We start from the raw sequence: 17,967 nt of genomic DNA, 5'->3' as shown, positions 1-17,967 counted from the left end.
GGTAGCCTGAAAAAGCAAAACCCCCGAAGAACGGGGGTTTTGGTGGTTCGGGTGCGGCTTATTCCACCGTCACCGACTTCGCCAGGTTACGCGGCTGGTCAACGTCGGTGCCCTTCAGCACAGCCACGTAATACGACAGCAGCTGCAGCGGGATGGTGTAGAGGATCGGCGACAGGGTGTCGTGGATGTGCGGCATGTTGATGACGTGGGTGCCTTCGCCATTGGTCATGCCGGCCTTCTCGTCGGCGAACACGATCAGTTGCCCGCCACGGGCGCGCACTTCCTGCAGGTTGGACTTGAGCTTCTCCAGCAGTTCGTTGTTCGGCGCGACGGTAACGACTGGCATGTCGTCATCCACCAGGGCCAGCGGACCGTGCTTGAGCTCACCGGCCGGGTAGGCTTCGGCGTGGATGTAGGAGATTTCCTTGAGCTTGAGCGAACCTTCCATTGCCACCGGGTATTGCGCACCACGGCCGAGGAACAGGGTGTGGTGTTTGTCGGCGAACAGCTCAGCGACTTTCTCCACGGTGCTGTCCATGGCCAGGGCTTCACCCAGGCGGGCCGGCAGGCGGCGCAGTTCTTCGACCAGGTGTGCCTCGACGCCTTCGCCCAGCGTGCCGCGAACCTGGCCCAGGGACAGGGTCAGCAACAACAGGCCGACCAACTGGGTGGTGAAGGCCTTGGTGGATGCCACGCCGATTTCACGACCGGCCTGGGTCAGCAGGGTCAGGTCGGACTCGCGCACCAGCGAGCTGATGCCGACGTTGCAGATCGCCAGGCTGCCGAGGAAGCCCAGTTCCTTGGCGTTGCGCAGGGCGGCCAGGGTGTCGGCGGTTTCACCGGACTGGGAGATGGTCACGAACAGAGTGTCGGGCTGCACCACCACCTTGCGGTAGCGGAATTCGCTGGCGACTTCGACCTGGCACGGGATGCCGGCCAGTTCTTCCAGCCAGTAACGGGCGACCATACCGGCGTGGTAGCTGGTGCCGCAGGCGACGATTTGCACGTTGCGCACTTTGGCGAACAACTCGGCAGCTTGCGGGCCGAAGGCTTGCACCAATACCTGGTTCTGGCTCAGGCGACCTTCCAGGGTGCGTTGCACCACGGCCGGTTGCTCGTGGATTTCCTTGAGCATGAAGTGGCGGAACTCGCCCTTGTCGGCGGCTTCGGCGCCGTCACGATACTGCACGGCCTCACGTTCCACGGACTGGCCGTCAACGTCCCAGATCTGCACGCTTTCACGGCGGATTTCGGCGATGTCGCCTTCTTCCAGGTACATGAAGCGGTCAGTCACCTGGCGCAGGGCCAGTTGGTCGGAGGCGAGGAAGTTCTCGCCCAGGCCCAGTCCGATCACCAACGGGCTGCCACTGCGGGCGGCGACCAGGCGGTCGGGCTGGCTGGCGCTGATCACGGCCAGGCCATAGGCGCCGTGCAGTTCCTTGACGGTGGCCTTGAGAGCGTTGGTCAGGTCGCCGATGTCCTTGAGCTTGTGGTTCAGCAGGTGGGCGATGACTTCGGTGTCGGTGTCCGAGGTGAAGACATAACCCTGGCCTTTGAGCTGTTCACGCAGCACTTCGTGATTTTCGATGATGCCGTTGTGCACAACCGCCAGGTCACCGGAGAAGTGCGGGTGAGCATTGCGTTCGCACGGCGCGCCGTGGGTGGCCCAACGGGTGTGGGCGATACCCAGGCGGCCTACCAGCGGCTCACCGGCCAACGCTTGTTCGAGTTCGCTGACCTTGCCCGGGCGACGCATGCGCTCAAGCTTGCCGGCGTTGGTAAAGAGCGCCACACCGGCGCTGTCGTAGCCACGGTATTCCAGGCGTTTGAGGCCTTCGAGCAAAATGGCAGTGACGTTTCGTTCAGCGACTGCGCCAACAATTCCACACATGGTTTCTCTCCTAGATGACTGCCGCGCAAATCAGCGTGATGCCGCGGGCTTGAATCTGGTCGCGGGCCTCAAGTGGCAGGCGATCATCGGTAATAAGGGTATGGACGCTGCTCCAGGGCAGTTCCAGGTTGGGGATCTTGCGGCCAATCTTGTCGGACTCGACCATCACCACCACTTCGCGGGCGACTTCGGCCATGACGCGGCTCAGCCCCAGTAATTCGTTGAAGGTGGTGGTGCCGCGCTCCAGGTCGATGCCATCGGCACCAATAAAGAGCTGGTCGAAATCGTAGGAACGCAGTACCTGTTCGGCGACCTGACCCTGGAACGAGTCCGAATGCGGGTCCCAGGTGCCGCCGGTCATCAACAATACCGGCTCGTGTTCCAGGTCGCTCAAGGCGCTGGCAACGTGCAGGGAGTTGGTCATCACCACCAGGCCGGGCTGGTGGCCCAATTCGGGGATCATGGCGGCGGTGGTGCTGCCGCTGTCGATGATGATGCGCGCGTGTTCCCGCAAACGCCGGACGGCCGCACGGGCGATGGCGCGCTTGTAGGCCGAAATGGGCTGTGCCGGATCACCGACCAGTTCCTGAGGCATGGTGATGGCGCCACCGTAGCGACGCAGCAACAGGCCGTTACTTTCGAGGGCCGCCAGGTCCTTGCGGATGGTGACTTCCGAGGTTTCGAAACGCTTGGCCAATTCGTCCACGCTGACTTCACCTTGCTCGGTGAGCATGGCAAGGATGTTGTGGCGACGTTGGGGTGTATTTCGTTTCGACATGGTGATGATAAGTTTCGTTTCGAAAGATAACGAAGGCAATCAAAACCTATTCATTCAAAATGGTCAAGCATGCGACTGAGTTTTTTGAATCAACACAGATAAAAATGTGGGAGCGGGCTTGCTCGCGAAGGCGGTGTGTCAGTCGGCGCATGTATCAACCGAAAGACCGCCTTCGCGAACAAGCCCGCTCCCACATAAGTACCGCAGTGTTTCAGGGTTGTGGATAACTCAGGTCTTCTTGATTTTGACCGGGCGTTTCCAGCCGTCGATGTTGCGCTGGCGGGCGCGGGCGACGGCCAACTGGGACTTATCCACATCCTGGTTGATGGTGGAACCTGCGGCGGTGTTTGAACCATCACCGATAGTGACGGGGGCGATCAGCGAGTTGTTGGAGCCGATAAACACGTCTTCGCCAATGGTCGTCTGGTACTTGTTGGCGCCGTCGTAATTGCAGGTGATGGCGCCTGCGCCGATATTGCTGCGGGCACCGATCACTGCATCACCGAGGTAGGCCAGATGGCCGGCCTTGGCGTCGTCGCCCATCCGGGCGTTTTTCAGTTCTACAAAGTTACCCACATGGGCGCGAGCGCCCAGCACGCTGCCCGGACGCAAACGCGCGAACGGACCGGCATCACTGCCCTCGCCCATCACCGCACCGTCGATATGGCTGTTGGCCTTGATCACCACACCCTTGCGCAGGGTGCTGTCCTTGATCACGCAGTTCGGCCCGATCACCACGTCGTCTTCAATGACCACGCGGCCTTCGAGGATCACGTTGATATCGATCAGCACGTCGCGGCCAACGGTGACGTCACCCCGCACATCGAAACGTGCCGGATCACGCAGCGTCACGCCCAGCGCCATCAGGCGGCGGCCTTCACGCAGTTGGTAGTGACGCTCCAGCTCCGCCAGTTGCTTGCGGTCGTTGGCGCCCTGCACTTCCATCGGGTCGTGGGGCTGTTCGGTGGCGACCACCAGGCCATCGCTGACGGCCATCTCGATGACGTCGGTCAGGTAGTACTCGCCTTGGGCATTGTTGTTGGACAAGCGGCTCATCCAGTCAGCCAGGCGGTCAGCCGGCACAGCGAGGATACCGGTGTTGCCTTCAGTGATGGCGCGCTGGGCTTCGCTGGCGTCTTTATGCTCGACGATGGCGGCGACCTTGCCGTCAGCGTTGCGCACGATGCGACCGTAGCCGGTCGGGTCGTCCAACTCGACAGTGAGCAAGCCCATCTGGCCTGGCACCACGTGCTTGAGCAGGCGCTGCAAGGTTTCCACTTCGATCAGCGGCACGTCACCGTAGAGGATCAGCACGGTGTCGGCCTTGATGAACGGCACGGCCTGCGCGGTGGCATGCCCGGTACCCAATTGCTTGTCCTGCAATACGAAATTCAGGTCATCCGCCGCCAGCCGCTCACGCACCACATCGGCACCGTGGCCGATCACCACATGAATGCGCTGTGGATCCAGCTGCCGGGCGCTGTGGATAACATGGCCAAGCATGGAGTTGCCGGCAACCGGGTGCAGCACCTTGGGCAGGGCCGAACGCATACGGGTGCCCTGGCCTGCGGCAAGAATTACGATTTCGAGAGACATGAATGGCTACCAATCCTGGGCGGTCAGACTTCAGACCAAAGAAGTGTTTTGCAAAAAAAGAAAAAGGGTAGCCGAGGCTACCCTTTTTAATCAATCACGCATGAGGCTTGACGGCTTAGCCGCCAAACTTCTTGCGGATCTGCTGGACGGTGCGCAGCTGAGCTGCGGCCTCGGCCAGACGTGCAGCAGCAGAACCGTAGTCGAAATCTGCGCCTTTTTCGTTCAGGGCCTTCTCGGCAGCCTTGACGGCTTCCTGAGCGGAGGCTTCATCCAGGTCGGCAGCACGTTGCACGGTGTCGGCAAGTACCTTGACCATGTTCGGCTGAACCTCGAGGAAACCACCGGAGATGTAAAACACCTCCCGTTCCCCGCCCAGCTTGGTCAGAGTGATCGGACCAGGCTTCAAGGATGTAATCAATGGCGCGTGGCCAAAGTTAATACCCAGGTCGCCCAGTTCGCCGTGTGCAATCACACTCTCGATCTGACCGGAGAAGATTTCCCCTTCCGCGCTGACGATATCGCAATGGAATGTCATAGCCATCTGCTTGCCTCAACCTGATTAGCGCCCGTTACCGGGCGCCGGAATTACAGTTTCTTGGCTTTCTCGATCGCTTCTTCGATGCCGCCGACCATGTAGAACGCTTGTTCTGGCAGGTGGTCGTAGTCACCGTTGAGGATGCCTTTGAAGCCAGCAATGGTGTCTTTCAGGGAAACGTATTTACCCGAGGCACCGGTGAAGACTTCAGCCACGAAGAACGGCTGCGACAAGAAGCGCTGGATCTTACGAGCGCGGGATACCAACTGCTTGTCGGTTTCCGACAGCTCGTCCATACCCAGGATCGCAATGATGTCCTTCAGTTCTTTGTAACGCTGCAGAACGTACTGGACGCCGCGAGCGGTGTCGTAGTGTTCCTGGCCGATGACGTTCGGGTCCAGCTGGCGCGAAGTCGAGTCCAGTGGATCGACCGCTGGGTAGATACCCAGGGAGGCGATGTCACGGGACAGTACGACGGTGGCGTCCAAGTGGGCGAACGTGGTCGCTGGCGACGGGTCAGTCAAGTCATCCGCAGGTACGTATACCGCTTGGATCGAGGTGATCGAACCGTTTTTGGTCGAAGTGATACGCTCTTGCAGAGTACCCATCTCTTCGGCCAGGGTCGGCTGGTAACCTACTGCGGAAGGCATACGGCCCAGCAGTGCGGATACTTCAGTACCGGCCAGGGTGTAACGATAGATGTTGTCGACGAACAGCAGAACGTCGTTACCTTCGTCACGGAACTTCTCGGCCATGGTCAGGCCGGTCAGTGCTACGCGCAGACGGTTGCCCGGCGGCTCGTTCATCTGACCGTAAACCAGTGCCACTTTGTCCAGAACGTTGGAATCCTTCATCTCGTGGTAGAAGTCGTTACCCTCACGAGTACGCTCACCCACACCGGCGAACACGGAATAACCGCTGTGCTCGATGGCGATGTTACGGATCAGTTCCATCATGTTTACGGTTTTGCCTACACCGGCACCACCGAACAGACCGACTTTACCGCCCTTGGCGAACGGGCAAACCAGGTCGATAACCTTGATGCCGGTTTCCAGCAGGTCGTTGCCGCCTGCTTGTTCCGCGAAGGAAGGCGCAGGACGGTGAATGCCCCAGCGCTCTTCGGTGTCGATTGGACCGGCTTCGTCGATCGGGTTACCGAGGACGTCCATGATCCGGCCCAGGGTCGCTTTACCGACCGGTACGGAGATGGCTGCGCCAGAGTCAGTGACTTCCAGACCGCGCTTCAAGCCTTCGGTGGAACCCATTGCAATGGTACGAACCACGCCGTCGCCCAGCTGCTGCTGAACTTCCAGGGTGGTGCCTGCATCGCTTTTGACTTTCAAAGCGTTGTAGATGCTCGGTACGCTGTCGCGTGGGAATTCCACGTCGATAACGGCGCCGATGATTTGAACGATACGTCCGCTACTCATAGCTGGATCCTCTGAATATTTGAACCGTTAAACCGCGGCAGCGCCGCCGACGATTTCCGAGATCTCTTGGGTGATCGCAGCCTGACGCGCCTTGTTGTAGATCAGCTGCAAATCGCTGATCAAATCACCGGCGTTGTCGGTAGCGTTCTTCATCGCGATCATCCGCGCAGCTTGTTCAGCCGCGTTGTTCTCGACCACCGCCTGGTACACCTGCGACTCCACGTAGCGCACCATCAAGCCGTCAAGCAGCTCTTTGGCGTCTGGTTCGTAGAGGTAGTCCCAGTGGTGCTTGAGTTCTTGTTCCGGGGCGGCCACCAATGGAATCAACTGCTCCACGGTAGGCTGTTGCGTCATGGTGTTGATGAACTTGTTGGATACCACGGAGAGGCGGTCAATCCGGCCTTCCAGGTATGCATCCAGCATCACTTTGACGCTGCCGATCAAATCATTGATCGACGGTTCTTCACCCAGGTGGCTGATAGCTGCAACGACGTTACCGCCGAAGTTGCGGAAAAAGGCCGCACCCTTGCTACCGACCACACACAGATCGATCTCGACGCCTTTTTCGCGGTTTACCGCCATGTCCTTGACCAGGGCCTTGAACAGGTTGGTATTCAAACCACCGCACAAACCACGGTCACTGCTCACCACGACATAACCGACGCGCTTTACTTCGCGATCGATCATGAACGGGTGGCGATATTCCGGGTTGGCGTTGGCCAGATGACCAATAACCTGGCGGATACGCTCCGCGTAGGGACGGCTAGCAGCCATGCGCATTTGTGCCTTGCGCATTTTGCTGACCGCCACTTTTTCCATGGCGCTGGTGATCTTTTGCGTGCTTTTGATGCTCGCAATCTTACTGCGAATCTCTTTTGCGCCTGCCATGTAACACCTATCAGGTTAGCAAGCGGGAGCCTCGCGGCCCCCGCTGCGGCTTACCAGGTTTGGGTGGCCTTGAACTTCTCGATACCGGCTTTGATGCCAGCGTCGATGTCGTCATTGAAGTCACCCTTCACGTTGATCTTCGCCATCAATTCGGCGTGATCGCGGTTGAAGTAAGCAATCAGCGCTTGTTCGAAGCTGCCGACCTTGGTGATTTCAACGTCGGTCAGGAACCCACGCTCAGCGGCATACAGCGACAGCGCCATGTCAGCGATCGACATTGGTGCGTATTGCTTCTGCTTCATCAGCTCGGTAACGCGCTGACCATGCTCAAGTTGCTTACGGGTCGCTTCGTCCAGGTCAGAAGCGAACTGGGCGAATGCCGCCAGTTCACGGTACTGAGCCAGAGCGGTACGGATACCACCGGAGAGCTTCTTGATGATCTTGGTCTGAGCGGCACCACCCACACGGGATACCGAAACACCGGCGTTCACTGCAGGACGGATCCCGGAGTTGAACATGGCCGATTCCAGGAAGATCTGACCGTCGGTGATGGAAATCACGTTGGTCGGAACGAACGCGGAAACGTCGCCAGCCTGGGTTTCGATGATCGGCAGTGCGGTCAGGGAACCGGTTTTGCCGGTCACTGCGCCGTTGGTGAACTTCTCTACGTATTCTTCCGAAACGCGGGATGCGCGCTCCAGCAGACGGGAGTGGAGATAGAACACGTCGCCTGGGTAAGCTTCACGGCCTGGTGGACGGCGCAGCAGCAGGGAAATCTGGCGGTAAGCCACTGCTTGCTTGGACAGATCGTCATAAACGATCAGCGCGTCTTCACCGCGGTCGCGGAAGTATTCGCCCATGGTGCAACCGGAGTACGGTGCCAGGAACTGAAGTGCAGCGGATTCCGAAGCACTGGCGGCCACGACGATGGTGTTAGCCAGGGCGCCGTTTTCTTCCAGCTTGCGAACCACGTTGGCGATGGTCGATTGTTTCTGACCGATGGCTACGTAGACGCAGAAAATCCCGCTGTCTTTCTGGTTGATGATCGCGTCGATCGCCAGAGCGGTTTTACCGATCTGACGGTCACCGATGATCAGCTCACGCTGGCCACGGCCGACAGGAATCATGGCATCGACAGCCTTGTAGCCAGTCTGTACAGGCTGGTCTACCGACTTACGCCAGATCACGCCTGGAGCAACTTTCTCGACCGCATCGGTCTCGGTGTTGTTCAGCGGACCTTTGCCGTCAACTGGGTTACCCAGTGCGTCGACAACGCGACCCAGCAGTTCCTTACCAACCGGAACTTCCAGGATGCGGCCTGTGCACTTGGCGCTCATGCCTTCGGCCAGAGTCTGGTAGGAGCCCAATACAACGGCACCTACAGAGTCTTGCTCCAGGTTGAGGGCCATACCGTAGACGCCGCCCGGAAACTCGATCATCTCGCCGTACATTACGTCGGCCAGACCGTGAATCCGCACGATGCCGTCAGATACGCTGACGACAGTGCCTTCGTTACGGGCTTGGGAGGTCACATCGAGCTTGTCGATGCGGCCCTTGATAATTTCACTTATTTCGGAAGGATTGAGTTGCTGCATTGCTCTGCTGCCCCTTCAAACTCAAGATTTCAATGCTTCGGCAAGATTCGCGAGTTTGCCGCGAATCGAGCCATCGATAACCAGGTCGCCGGCGCGAATGATGACACCACCAATCAGGGTGGCATCCTCCGCAACTTGCAGGCGCACTTCCCGGTCGAGTCGTGCACTGAGAACCTTGGCGAGTTTGTCTTGCTGTTCTTGGTTCAATGCAAAAGCACTGGTCACTTCAACATCTACCGATTTCTCTTGTTCGGCCTTGTACAGGTCAAACAGAGCGGCGATCTCCGGCAGAAGCGGGAGACGGTCGTTTTCGGCAACGACGTGGATGAAGTTCTGCACTTTTACATCAAACTTGTCGCCGCACACGTCAATAAACGTGGCGGCCTTGTCTGCGCTCGTCAGTCGCGGGGCCTTGAGCACGCGCTGCATGGTGTCGTCTTGCGACACTGCTGCAGCCAGGCCGAGCATGGCTGACCAAGAGGCCAGCTGCTGGTGGGCCTGGGCGTGCTCGAAGGCTGCCTTAGCGTAAGGTCGGGCCAACGTGGTCAATTCTGCCATGATCGCCCTCGCTTAAATTTCAGCAGCCAGTTTGTTTACCAGCTCCGCGTGCGCGTTTTGATCGATTGTGGCACCCAGGATCTTCTCAGCACCGCCGACGGCCAGAGCACCCAGTTGGGCACGCAGCGCATCTTTGACACCGTTCAGTTCCTGCTCGATCTCGGCTTGAGCCTGAACCTTCACACGGTCAGCGTCGATACGGGCTTTTTCAACAGCCTCTTCAACGATCTGGTTACCGCGTTTCTTGGCTTGCTCAATGATTTCAGCTGCCTGAGCTTTCGCTTCGCGCAGTTGTTGACCCGCTTTATCTTGGGCCAACTCCAGGTCGCGAGCTGCTCGTGCGGCAGCGTCCAGTCCGTCTGCGATCTTCTTCTGACGTTCGTGCAAAGCCGCGATGACCGGAGGCCATACGAACTTCATGCAGAAAACTACAAAAATCAAGAACGCTAAGGACTGACCAATAATGGTTGCATTAATGTTCACGCCAATACCTCGCTCGTTCGTTGCACAACACACCAATCACTCGAAAAAACGAGTGATTAACCGGCGAGTTGACCAACGAAGGGGTTCGCGAAGGTGAAGAACAGAGCGATACCAACACCGATCATGGTCACGGCGTCGAGCAGGCCGGCGACGATGAACATTTTAACTTGCAGCATTGGAACCATTTCTGGCTGACGCGCTGCGCCTTCCAGGAACTTGCCGCCCAGCAGGCCGAAACCAATGGCAGTACCCAGGGCGCCCAGGCCGATCAACAGTGCAACAGCGATAGCGGTTAGACCAACTACAGTTTCCATCTTTCCTCCCGACTTTTACGTCGTATGGTTTAGGTTTTTTAGATTTTAAAGCGGTAAAACAAATCGTTTCATAGCCCTTCAGGGCTACCCTCCCGTTTGACCGGGAGGGACATCAGACTAGTCGAGACTGGTCTTAATGGTTCTCTTCGTGCGCCATCGACAGGTAGACGATGGTCAGCATCATGAAGATAAACGCCTGCAGGGTGATGATCAGGATGTGGAACACAGCCCACGCCCACTGCAGAACAATGCCCAGGCCGCTAAGCCAGAGCAGACCACTGCCGAACATCACAGCGATCAGAATGAACACCAGCTCGCCGGCATACATGTTGCCGAACAGTCGCAGGGCCAGGGAAATCGGCTTGGCGACCAGGGTCACGAACTCCAGCAGGAAGTTCACCGGGATCAGCAGCGCTTGAACGAAGATGTTCTTGCTGCCGAACGGGTGCAGGGTCAGTTCGCCGATGAAGCCGCCGATGCCCTTGATCTTGATGCTGTAGAAAATGATCAACGCGAACACCGACAGGGCCATGCCCAGGGTGGCGTTAGGGTCCGTGGTCGAAACCGCACGGAATGGAATGTGGTGATCGCCGGAGATCAGGATGGCCAGCTGAGGAATCCAGTCGACCGGGATCAGGTCGACGGCGTTCATCAGGAACACCCAGACGAAGATGGTCAGTGCCAACGGTGCAATCACCGCGCTACGACCATGGAAGCTGTCCCGCACGCTGCCATCGACGAATTCGACCAATACTTCAACGAAGTTCTGCAAAGCACCTGGCTGACCGGAAGTCGCCTTCTTTGCCGCCATGCGGAAAATCAGGACGAAGATCAGACCCAATGCGACAGACCAGCCCAGAGTATCCAGGTGGAATGCCCAGAAGCCCATTTCTTTGGCTTCTGCTGCGGAGTGGGCAAAGCCCCAGCCGCCGTTGGGAAGCTGACCGAAGGTCAGGTTCTGCAAGTGGTGCTGGATATAGCCCGAAGCGGTTGTTTCTGCCATGGTTGCCTCAAACGCCCTAAGGTTTCGAAAGTCTTGTTTTCATTAGCAGGGGAGCGAACCAGCTGACCAGTTGGGTCAACACGAAGACGCCGAATACAGCCAGCGGCGCCAATGGCTTCACACCTGCAAAGGTCAGTGCAAACAGCACTGCCGTCAAAATCAATTTCCCCGCCTCGCCGGCATAAAAAGACCGGACGATAGCCTGGGCTGCTCGGGCGCCGGAAAACCGAAAGGCCCTGTGAGCAAAATACATATTGGGCAGCAAGGCTATCAGGCCTCCGCAGAGTCCCGAGTATCCGGCTACGACTCCATGCCAATACCAGAGCGCCAAAGAGGCGATCAGTAAAATGACAAATTGAGCCACTAAAACCGGGAAAACGGCCAAGCGATGGAACGGCAACGTGTTTGGCGTGCGGGTTTCCATCACTCTTGCTCCTCAATGGTCGGCTGCCGGAAATCAATAACTTGGCATAATTTGTGCCGACAAAATGCGCGCAGAGTATAGGGGCGGTTCTGCCCCTATTCAACTGCCGGGTAGTGATTTCCGACTGCGCGCTACAGAAGCAATTGTTTCAGCGGATGTGGGCAAGGACGCCCTGAAGCTCATCCAATGAGTTATATCCGATGACCAATTGCCCTTTGCCTTTCTTGCCATGACGAATTTGCACCGCAGAGCCTAGGCGTTCGGCCAGGCGCTGCTCCAGGCGTGCAATATCCGGATCAGGTTTGGCGGTTTCGACCGGTGCAGGTTTGCCACTGAGCCACTGGCGAACCAGGGCCTCGGTCTGACGAACGGTGAGGCCTCGTGCGACAACGTGTCGCGCCCCCTCAACCTGTTGATTTTCCGGCAAACCGAGCAAAGCACGGGCATGACCCATTTCCAGGTCGCCATGGGAAAGCATGGTTTTGATGACTTCCGGCAGCGCGATCAGGCGCAACAGGTTGGACACGGTAACCCGGGACTTGCCCACCGCATCCGCGACTTCCTGCTGAGTCAGTTTGAATTCCTGCTGCAAACGCTGCAGGGCGATCGCTTCCTCGATCGGATTGAGGTCTTCACGCTGGATGTTCTCGATCAACGCCATGGCGATGGCGGTTTCATCCGGCACATCGCGCACCATTGCCGGAATGGTTTCCTTGCCGGCCTGCTGGCTGGCGCGCCAGCGGCGCTCGCCGGCGATGATTTCAAAGCGGCCTGCACCAATCGGGCGCACCACGATCGGCTGCATCACGCCCTGGGCCTTGATCGAATTCGCCAATTCCTCCAGCGCCTGCGGGTCCATGTCCCGGCGCGGCTGGTATTTGCCGCGCTGGATCAGGTCCAGCGGCAGGTGCTGCAGCTCGCGCTCGTCGGCCTGCACTGCCTGTTCTTCAAGCGAAGTGACAGTCGGACCACTCAGCAGTGCATCCAGTCCACGTCCGAGACCTCGTTTCTTGACGGCCATGGGGATTCCTTAAGTTGGCTGGGCTGCAGCGGTGCGTGAATTGCGGCGTTGACGGCGAACCATCTCGCCGGCCAGCGCCAGATAGGCAATGGCGCCGCGGGAAGACTTGTCGTACGCCAGCGCGGGCATGCCATAGCTTGGCGCTTCGGCCAGGCGGATGTTGCGTGGAATCACGGTGTCGTAGAGCTGATCGCCGAAGTGTTCCTTGAGCTGTGCCGACACATCGTTCATCAGGCTCAGGCGCGGGTCATACATGGTCCGCAGCAGGCCTTCGATTTGCAGGTTCGGGTTGAGCAACTCGGCGATACGCTTGATGTTATCCACAAGGTCGCTCAAGCCTTCGAGCGCGAAGTACTCGCACTGCATGGGGATAATCACCCCGTCGGCCGCAACCAGTGCGTTCAACGTCAGCATCGACAGCGACGGCGGGCAGTCGATCAAAATGTAGTCGTAATTCTCGCGAATCGGCGCCAGAGCGCTGCGCAGACGGCTTTCTTTCATCTGCATTTCCAGCAGCACCACTTCCGCCGCGGTCAAATCGCGGTTGGCAGGCAGCAGTTGATAACCGCCGTGCTCGGAGAAGTGCATGGCCTGGGCCAGGTCGCACTCGCCAATCAGCAAGTCGTAGACCGAGTTTTCCAGGCCGTGTTTATCCACACCGCTACCCATGGTGGCGTTGCCCTGTGGATCGAGATCGATCAACAGCACCCGACGCTTGGTAGCGACCAGGGATGCTGCGAGGTTGATGCAGGTGGTGGTTTTGCCCACGCCACCTTTCTGGTTCGCTATCGCGAATACCTTAGCCATTCTTGCTTGTGTTCCCAATCATGCCGTGCGGCGCAGTATCAGCAGATGGCGTTGGCCTTGGCAACCGGGTACGGCCAAGGCGTGTTCGCTATCGAGGTGGAAGTCTGCCGGCAATGCTAACAGCTCGTCGCTTGGATGAACGCCCTTCATTGCCAGCCAACGGGTATCGCGGTCGCCGAGGTGGCGGGTCCAGTTGCTGAAGTTCTCCATGCTGCTGAACGCCCGGGAAACAATTCCGTTGAAAGGCTGTTCAGGCGTAAAGGCTTCGACGCGACTGTGGATAACTTGCAGGTTATCCAGCTTGAGTTCGAGTTTGACCTGGGTCAGGAAGCGGGTTTTCTTGCCGTTGCTGTCCAGGCAGGTCACTTGCGACTCCGGAAACAGGATCGCCAGCGGGATGCCGGGCATGCCGCCGCCGCTGCCAACGTCGAGCCAGCGGCCGTTTTCGATAAACGGCATCACACTGAGACTGTCGAGCAGATGGCGGGAGACCATTTCGTCCGGGTCACGCACCGCCGTGAGGTTGTAAGCCTTGTTCCATTTGATCAACAGGGCCAGATAACCCAGCAGCAACTCGTGCTGGGCTTCGGTCAGGTTGACGCCAAGCTGGCGAGCACCTGTGGATAACTCTTCGGCGTGTTGCGAGGTGACCAACGAACTCAAGCGCTTTGCTCCAACTGACGGCCCGCGCCGCGTTTTTTCAAATGAATCATCAACAGCGAAATGGCTGCAGGCGTGACGCCCGGGATACGGGACGCCTGGCCCAGGGTCTCCGGTCGAGTTATCCCCAGCTTGCCTTGGATCTCTTTCGACAGCCCGGAAATGTTTGTGTAATCGATATCCACAGGCAGCTTGGTGTCTTCGCTGGCCCGCAGACGAGCGATCTCATCCTGCTGACGGTCAATGTAACCGGCGTATTTGGTCTTGATTTCGACCTGCTCGGCAACCTGTGGATCTTCTGCGCCAGCGCCGGTGACCGAGATCAGACCAGCGTAGTCGATTTCCGGCCGGGACAGCAGGTTCAGCAAGTTGTATTCGTGAGTCAGCGGCGTGCCGAATTTTTCGGCAATCGCATCGCCTTGCTCGGTGCCCGGGCGAACCCAGGTACTTTTCAGGCGTTGCTCTTCCAACTCGATACTTTCGCGTTTTTTGCAGAAGGCCGCCCAACGCACGTCGTCGACCAGGCCCAATTCGCGACCTTTTTCGGTCAAGCGCAGGTCGGCGTTGTCTTCCCGCAGGATCAGGCGGTATTCGGCCCGGGACGTAAACATCCGGTACGGTTCCTGGGTTCCGAGGGTGATCAGGTCGTCGACCAACACACCGATGTACGCCTCATCGCGACGCGGGCACCAGCTGTCTTTGCCCTGTGCACGCAGTGCCGCGTTGGTTCCGGCCAGCAAACCCTGGGCGCCGGCTTCTTCGTAACCGGTGGTGCCGTTGATTTGCCCTGCAAAGAACAAACCGCCGATGACCTTGGTTTCCAGGCTGTATTTCAGGTCACGCGGGTCGAAGTAGTCGTACTCGATGGCGTAGCCAGGACGCACGATGTGCGCATTTTCCATACCGCGAATCGACTGCACGATCTGGATTTGCACGTCGAACGGCAGAGACGTGGAAATTCCGTTCGGGTACAGCTCATGGGTGGTCAGACCTTCCGGTTCGATAAAGACCTGGTGGCTTTCCTTGTCGGCAAAGCGATGGATCTTGTCTTCGATCGACGGGCAATAGCGTGGGCCAATGCCTTCGATCACCCCGGAATACATCGGCGAACGGTCGAGGTTCGCAGCAATGATTTCGTGGGTGCGAGCGTTGGTATGGGTAATCCAGCAACTGACCTGTTTCGGATGCTGTTCCTTGGAGCCCATGAACGACATCACCGGGATCGGCGTATCACCGGCTTGCTCGGTCATCACCGAGAAATCCACCGAACGGCCATCGATACGCGGCGGGGTGCCGGTTTTCAGGCGACCAACACGCAGTGGCAGTTCGCGAAGGCGCTGAGCCAGGGCGATTGACGGTGGATCACCGGCGCGGCCACCGGAATAGTTCTGCATACCGATGTGGATAAGTCCGCCGAGGAAGGTACCGGTGGTCAACACCACGGATTCTGCGAAGAAACGCAGGCCCATTTGCGTGACAACACCGCGTACCTGGTCTTGTTCGACGATCAGGTCATCGGCTGCCTGTTGAAATATCCACAGGTTCGGCTGGTTTTCCAGGGTTTCGCGGACAGCGGCCTTGTACAGGATGCGGTCGGCTTGAGCACGTGTGGCTCGTACGGCCGGTCCTTTGCGACTGTTCAATACGCGAAATTGAATACCACCCTTATCGGTGGCCATGGCCATCGCGCCGCCCAGGGCATCGATTTCCTTGACCAGGTGGCTTTTGCCAATCCCGCCGATCGCGGGGTTGCAGCTCATGGCGCCGAGGGTTTCCACGTTATGCGTCAGCAACAGGGTTTTTGCCCCCATGCGTGCTGACGCCAGTGCTGCCTCGGTACCGGCATGACCGCCGCCGATGACGATCACTTCAAAACGGGAAGGGAAATCCACCACGCACCTCGTGCCTGCTTCTGTAGGTAATTAGGAATGAGCGTTCGAGATCAGGTTTTCGAACGAGTCGGCAAGTATAGGGACTTCGCCCTTCCTAAAGAACCCTTTGCACAAAATTTAACCAGCTGTGGATGAATCACGAACAATAGAAATTAAAAGAGAGAAATTTATTAAATCTTTGTTTTTATGTTTATTTCTACTGAGGCATGTTTCTGTGGATAGATCTCTACAGGCCTTTATTTACGTTATGTACAGAGATTCAAAAGTCTGTGGTTAGGTGTCAATGAGGCCCTTGGATAAGTGCTTTAAGCCTGTGGATTAAACGGGTGGTTATCCACAGAGGGGTTTTTACTCAGGTTTCAAGCCTGGTTATCAACTGGGCACAGGGGCGGTTATTCACAGGGCTTAATCCACAGAAAACACGGATCCCGATAAGTTTCAGGCAGGCAGATGCCTCCGAAAATCCTCGGTCAGGCAGGAAACAGTTCATTTGCATTTGTGAAACGGGTTGATGGAACGCCTATTGTGAGAAAGCGTCACGGCAGTTAATAATAGTTATTATCATTAACCTGCCTCGTCACCTCTCATGGCCCTTCCCTCGCATACCGTTGCAGTCCAACACATCTATGAGCAGCACCATTCGTGGTTGCACAGCTGGCTCAAGGGAAAGTTGCATAACGCCTGCGATGCAGCTGACGTGGCACACGATACGTTCGTGCGGATCCTGGGGGGCCGCAATGCGACGCAGATCCTCGAGCCCAGGGACTATCTGGCCACAGTTGCCCGGGGACTGGTGATTGACCGCTATCGCCGCCGCGCCATTGAGCAGGCCTATCTGCAAACCCTGGCAGACCGGCCCGAAGCGATCGCAATCAGTGAAGAAGACAAGGCCATCATCATTGAAACCCTCGTTGCTGTGGATAAAGCCTTGTGTGGGCTGGGGGAACGGGCCAGGCGAATTTTCATGCTGTCCCAGGTCGAAGGCCTGACTTATCAACAGATCGCCGATCAGTTGCGTGTCTCGCTGACCACCGTCAAGAAACATATGGTTCGGGCCCTGACTGAATGCGCCTTGATCATGGCGGGCATGTAATGGCTGCCCCGGATCGCAAGACGTTCGAAGCCGCCGCCAGTTGGTACGTGCAATTTCAATCGCAGCCACCGACACCCGCGCAACAAAGTGCCTGGCAGCAATGGCTCAACGGCGATCCCTCCCATCAGGCGGCCTGGAACCAGATGGAGCAGTTGCAACGTGGCCTCGGTGCGCTACCCAAGGACTTCACCCGTCGTGCGCTCTCGGCCAGTCAACAACGGCGGCAAGTGCTCAAGCTGATGCTGATGCTCGGTGCCGCCGGGTACTTGGGGTGGAACGTTCAACAACACACGTCACTGGGCAACCTCTGGGCTGACTATCGGACCAAGGTCGGCGAACGACGGCGAATCGGGTTGGCCGACGGCACTCAAATTGACCTCAATACGAACACGGCTATCGACGTACTTTTCGATGGGCAGCAGCGACTGGTCCGTTTGCGTGAGGGGGAAGTACTTATCCACACCGGAAAGTCGGGCCGGCAAACACCGTTTTATGTCGAAACCCATGAGGGTCGTGTTCAAGCCTTGGGTACGCGGTTCACTGTTCGCCAACTGCAAGGGTCGACGCGGGTTGGTGTGCTGGAAGACCGGGTCAGCGTGCAACCCGTCGACCAGCCGGCCAATAGCCGAGTGCTCGGACCTGGTGAAAGTGTCGACTTCGGCACGCAAGACGTAGGCCCCAGCCATATCTATCGCGGGAACCAAGCCGCATGGGTCGACGGCCAACTGATCGTTCTGGATGCGCGACTGGGGGATGTCATCGACGAACTGGCGCGCTATCGGCCGGGCGTTATGCAGTGCGATGCCGCATCAGCGCGGCTGCGGGTGTCCGGCACTTTCCGTCTGGATTCCACCGACGCCGTATTGGCCAACCTGCAGGTCACGCTGCCGATCCACGTGAAGTATTTCACGCGCTATTGGGTCTCCGTCACGCTTACCGCTTGATACTGAAAAAATACTCTCAACGGGGGTTATCTTTTTTTTACCTGGCGCGGCCCTA

At 58.0% G+C, this 17,967-nt stretch carries 18 protein-coding genes; 2 read left to right on the top strand and 16 right to left on the bottom strand.

What is annotated here, in order from left to right; translation table 11 throughout:
- Positions 1-58: 58 nt before the first annotated feature.
- The 16 genes from glmS to mnmG all read right to left on the bottom strand — a co-directional run bounded on the left by glmS (position 59) and on the right by mnmG (position 15,875).
- On the bottom strand, positions 59-1,891 hold the full coding sequence (gene glmS, locus HX807_RS18745) for a glutamine--fructose-6-phosphate transaminase (isomerizing) (RefSeq protein ID WP_003213537.1): 1,833 nt from the start codon (positions 1,889-1,891) through the stop codon (positions 59-61).
- Positions 1,892-1,901: 10 nt separating this feature from the next.
- Positions 1,902-2,669: a DeoR/GlpR family DNA-binding transcription regulator gene (locus tag HX807_RS18740; protein ID WP_003213539.1), complete on the bottom strand. Its 768-nt coding sequence runs from the start codon at positions 2,667-2,669 to the stop codon at positions 1,902-1,904.
- Between the two features lie 228 nt (positions 2,670-2,897).
- On the bottom strand, positions 2,898-4,265 hold the full coding sequence (glmU, locus tag HX807_RS18735) for a bifunctional UDP-N-acetylglucosamine diphosphorylase/glucosamine-1-phosphate N-acetyltransferase GlmU (RefSeq protein ID WP_102370203.1): 1,368 nt from the start codon (positions 4,263-4,265) through the stop codon (positions 2,898-2,900).
- Positions 4,266-4,380: 115 nt separating this feature from the next.
- A complete protein-coding gene (locus HX807_RS18730; RefSeq protein WP_008439541.1) occupies positions 4,381-4,806 on the bottom strand; it encodes a F0F1 ATP synthase subunit epsilon in 426 nt (141 codons plus the stop codon).
- Positions 4,807-4,850: 44 nt separating this feature from the next.
- Positions 4,851-6,230, bottom strand: a complete 1,380-nt coding sequence (atpD, locus tag HX807_RS18725; RefSeq protein WP_003213545.1) for a F0F1 ATP synthase subunit beta — start codon at positions 6,228-6,230, stop codon at positions 4,851-4,853.
- A 27-nt stretch (positions 6,231-6,257) separates the two neighbouring features.
- Entirely contained in the window at positions 6,258-7,118 is an 861-nt protein-coding gene (gene atpG / locus HX807_RS18720) for a F0F1 ATP synthase subunit gamma (protein ID WP_003213547.1), read from the bottom strand.
- A 50-nt stretch (positions 7,119-7,168) separates the two neighbouring features.
- Complete coding sequence (atpA, locus tag HX807_RS18715; RefSeq protein WP_003213549.1) at positions 7,169-8,713, bottom strand: F0F1 ATP synthase subunit alpha; 1,545 nt, start codon at positions 8,711-8,713, stop codon at positions 7,169-7,171.
- Positions 8,714-8,734: 21 nt separating this feature from the next.
- Complete coding sequence (locus HX807_RS18710) at positions 8,735-9,271, bottom strand: F0F1 ATP synthase subunit delta (protein ID WP_003213551.1); 537 nt, start codon at positions 9,269-9,271, stop codon at positions 8,735-8,737.
- A 12-nt stretch (positions 9,272-9,283) separates the two neighbouring features.
- A complete protein-coding gene (locus HX807_RS18705; RefSeq protein ID WP_008439543.1) occupies positions 9,284-9,754 on the bottom strand; it encodes a F0F1 ATP synthase subunit B in 471 nt (156 codons plus the stop codon).
- 56 nt (positions 9,755-9,810) lie between these two features.
- A complete protein-coding gene (gene atpE / locus HX807_RS18700) occupies positions 9,811-10,068 on the bottom strand; it encodes a F0F1 ATP synthase subunit C (protein ID WP_002555987.1) in 258 nt (85 codons plus the stop codon).
- 133 nt (positions 10,069-10,201) lie between these two features.
- Positions 10,202-11,071: a F0F1 ATP synthase subunit A gene (atpB, locus tag HX807_RS18695; RefSeq protein WP_003213554.1), complete on the bottom strand. Its 870-nt coding sequence runs from the start codon at positions 11,069-11,071 to the stop codon at positions 10,202-10,204.
- A 16-nt stretch (positions 11,072-11,087) separates the two neighbouring features.
- Entirely contained in the window at positions 11,088-11,495 is a 408-nt protein-coding gene (locus tag HX807_RS18690; protein WP_134327609.1) for a F0F1 ATP synthase subunit I, read from the bottom strand.
- A 148-nt stretch (positions 11,496-11,643) separates the two neighbouring features.
- On the bottom strand, positions 11,644-12,516 hold the full coding sequence (locus tag HX807_RS18685) for a ParB/RepB/Spo0J family partition protein (RefSeq protein ID WP_063033750.1): 873 nt from the start codon (positions 12,514-12,516) through the stop codon (positions 11,644-11,646).
- A gap of 9 nt (positions 12,517-12,525) precedes the next feature.
- The gene (locus HX807_RS18680; protein WP_003213559.1) at positions 12,526-13,323 is read right to left on the bottom strand and encodes a ParA family protein; all 798 of its coding nucleotides are present in this window, start codon (positions 13,321-13,323) and stop codon (positions 12,526-12,528) included.
- Positions 13,324-13,341: 18 nt separating this feature from the next.
- Positions 13,342-13,986, bottom strand: a complete 645-nt coding sequence (gene rsmG, locus HX807_RS18675) for a 16S rRNA (guanine(527)-N(7))-methyltransferase RsmG (protein WP_003213561.1) — start codon at positions 13,984-13,986, stop codon at positions 13,342-13,344.
- Entirely contained in the window at positions 13,983-15,875 is a 1,893-nt protein-coding gene (gene mnmG / locus HX807_RS18670; RefSeq protein ID WP_087694608.1) for a tRNA uridine-5-carboxymethylaminomethyl(34) synthesis enzyme MnmG, read from the bottom strand. Before mnmG ends, rsmG begins: the two co-directional genes overlap by 4 nt.
- Before the next feature lie 586 nt (positions 15,876-16,461).
- Between mnmG and HX807_RS18665 the strand changes: the two genes are divergently transcribed.
- Positions 16,462-16,968 carry a sigma-70 family RNA polymerase sigma factor gene (locus tag HX807_RS18665; protein WP_008439546.1) on the top strand — a complete coding sequence of 169 codons (507 nt, stop codon included), beginning with the start codon at positions 16,462-16,464 and terminating at the stop codon, positions 16,966-16,968.
- Entirely contained in the window at positions 16,968-17,912 is a 945-nt protein-coding gene (locus tag HX807_RS18660; protein ID WP_177020335.1) for a FecR domain-containing protein, read from the top strand. The genes HX807_RS18665 and HX807_RS18660 overlap by 1 nt, the downstream gene beginning before the upstream one ends.
- Positions 17,913-17,967 lie beyond the last annotated feature (55 nt).

The organism is Pseudomonas sp. D8002, from assembly GCF_013385695.1.
Classification (GTDB): Bacteria; Pseudomonadota; Gammaproteobacteria; order Pseudomonadales; family Pseudomonadaceae; genus Aquipseudomonas.
The sequence above is the reverse complement of the archived record's forward strand: the minus strand, read 5'-3'. Positions and strand labels throughout refer to the sequence as shown.

Coding starts and splice junctions, on each gene's coding strand:
- glmS (WP_003213537.1), bottom strand. CDS start 1,891: ATGTGTGGAATTGTTGGCGCAGTCGCTGAACGAAACGTCACTGCCATT.
- atpE (WP_002555987.1), bottom strand. CDS start 10,068: ATGGAAACTGTAGTTGGTCTAACCGCTATCGCTGTTGCACTGTTGATC.
- HX807_RS18710 (WP_003213551.1), bottom strand. CDS start 9,271: ATGGCAGAATTGACCACGTTGGCCCGACCTTACGCTAAGGCAGCCTTC.
- atpB (WP_003213554.1), bottom strand. CDS start 11,071: ATGGCAGAAACAACCGCTTCGGGCTATATCCAGCACCACTTGCAGAAC.
- HX807_RS18665 (WP_008439546.1), top strand. CDS start 16,462: ATGGCCCTTCCCTCGCATACCGTTGCAGTCCAACACATCTATGAGCAG.
- glmU (WP_102370203.1), bottom strand. CDS start 4,265: ATGTCTCTCGAAATCGTAATTCTTGCCGCAGGCCAGGGCACCCGTATG.
- atpG (WP_003213547.1), bottom strand. CDS start 7,118: ATGGCAGGCGCAAAAGAGATTCGCAGTAAGATTGCGAGCATCAAAAGC.
- atpA (WP_003213549.1), bottom strand. CDS start 8,713: ATGCAGCAACTCAATCCTTCCGAAATAAGTGAAATTATCAAGGGCCGC.
- HX807_RS18685 (WP_063033750.1), bottom strand. CDS start 12,516: ATGGCCGTCAAGAAACGAGGTCTCGGACGTGGACTGGATGCACTGCTG.
- HX807_RS18690 (WP_134327609.1), bottom strand. CDS start 11,495: ATGGAAACCCGCACGCCAAACACGTTGCCGTTCCATCGCTTGGCCGTT.
- atpD (WP_003213545.1), bottom strand. CDS start 6,230: ATGAGTAGCGGACGTATCGTTCAAATCATCGGCGCCGTTATCGACGTG.
- HX807_RS18730 (WP_008439541.1), bottom strand. CDS start 4,806: ATGGCTATGACATTCCATTGCGATATCGTCAGCGCGGAAGGGGAAATC.
- HX807_RS18660 (WP_177020335.1), top strand. CDS start 16,968: ATGGCTGCCCCGGATCGCAAGACGTTCGAAGCCGCCGCCAGTTGGTAC.
- HX807_RS18740 (WP_003213539.1), bottom strand. CDS start 2,669: ATGTCGAAACGAAATACACCCCAACGTCGCCACAACATCCTTGCCATG.
- HX807_RS18680 (WP_003213559.1), bottom strand. CDS start 13,323: ATGGCTAAGGTATTCGCGATAGCGAACCAGAAAGGTGGCGTGGGCAAA.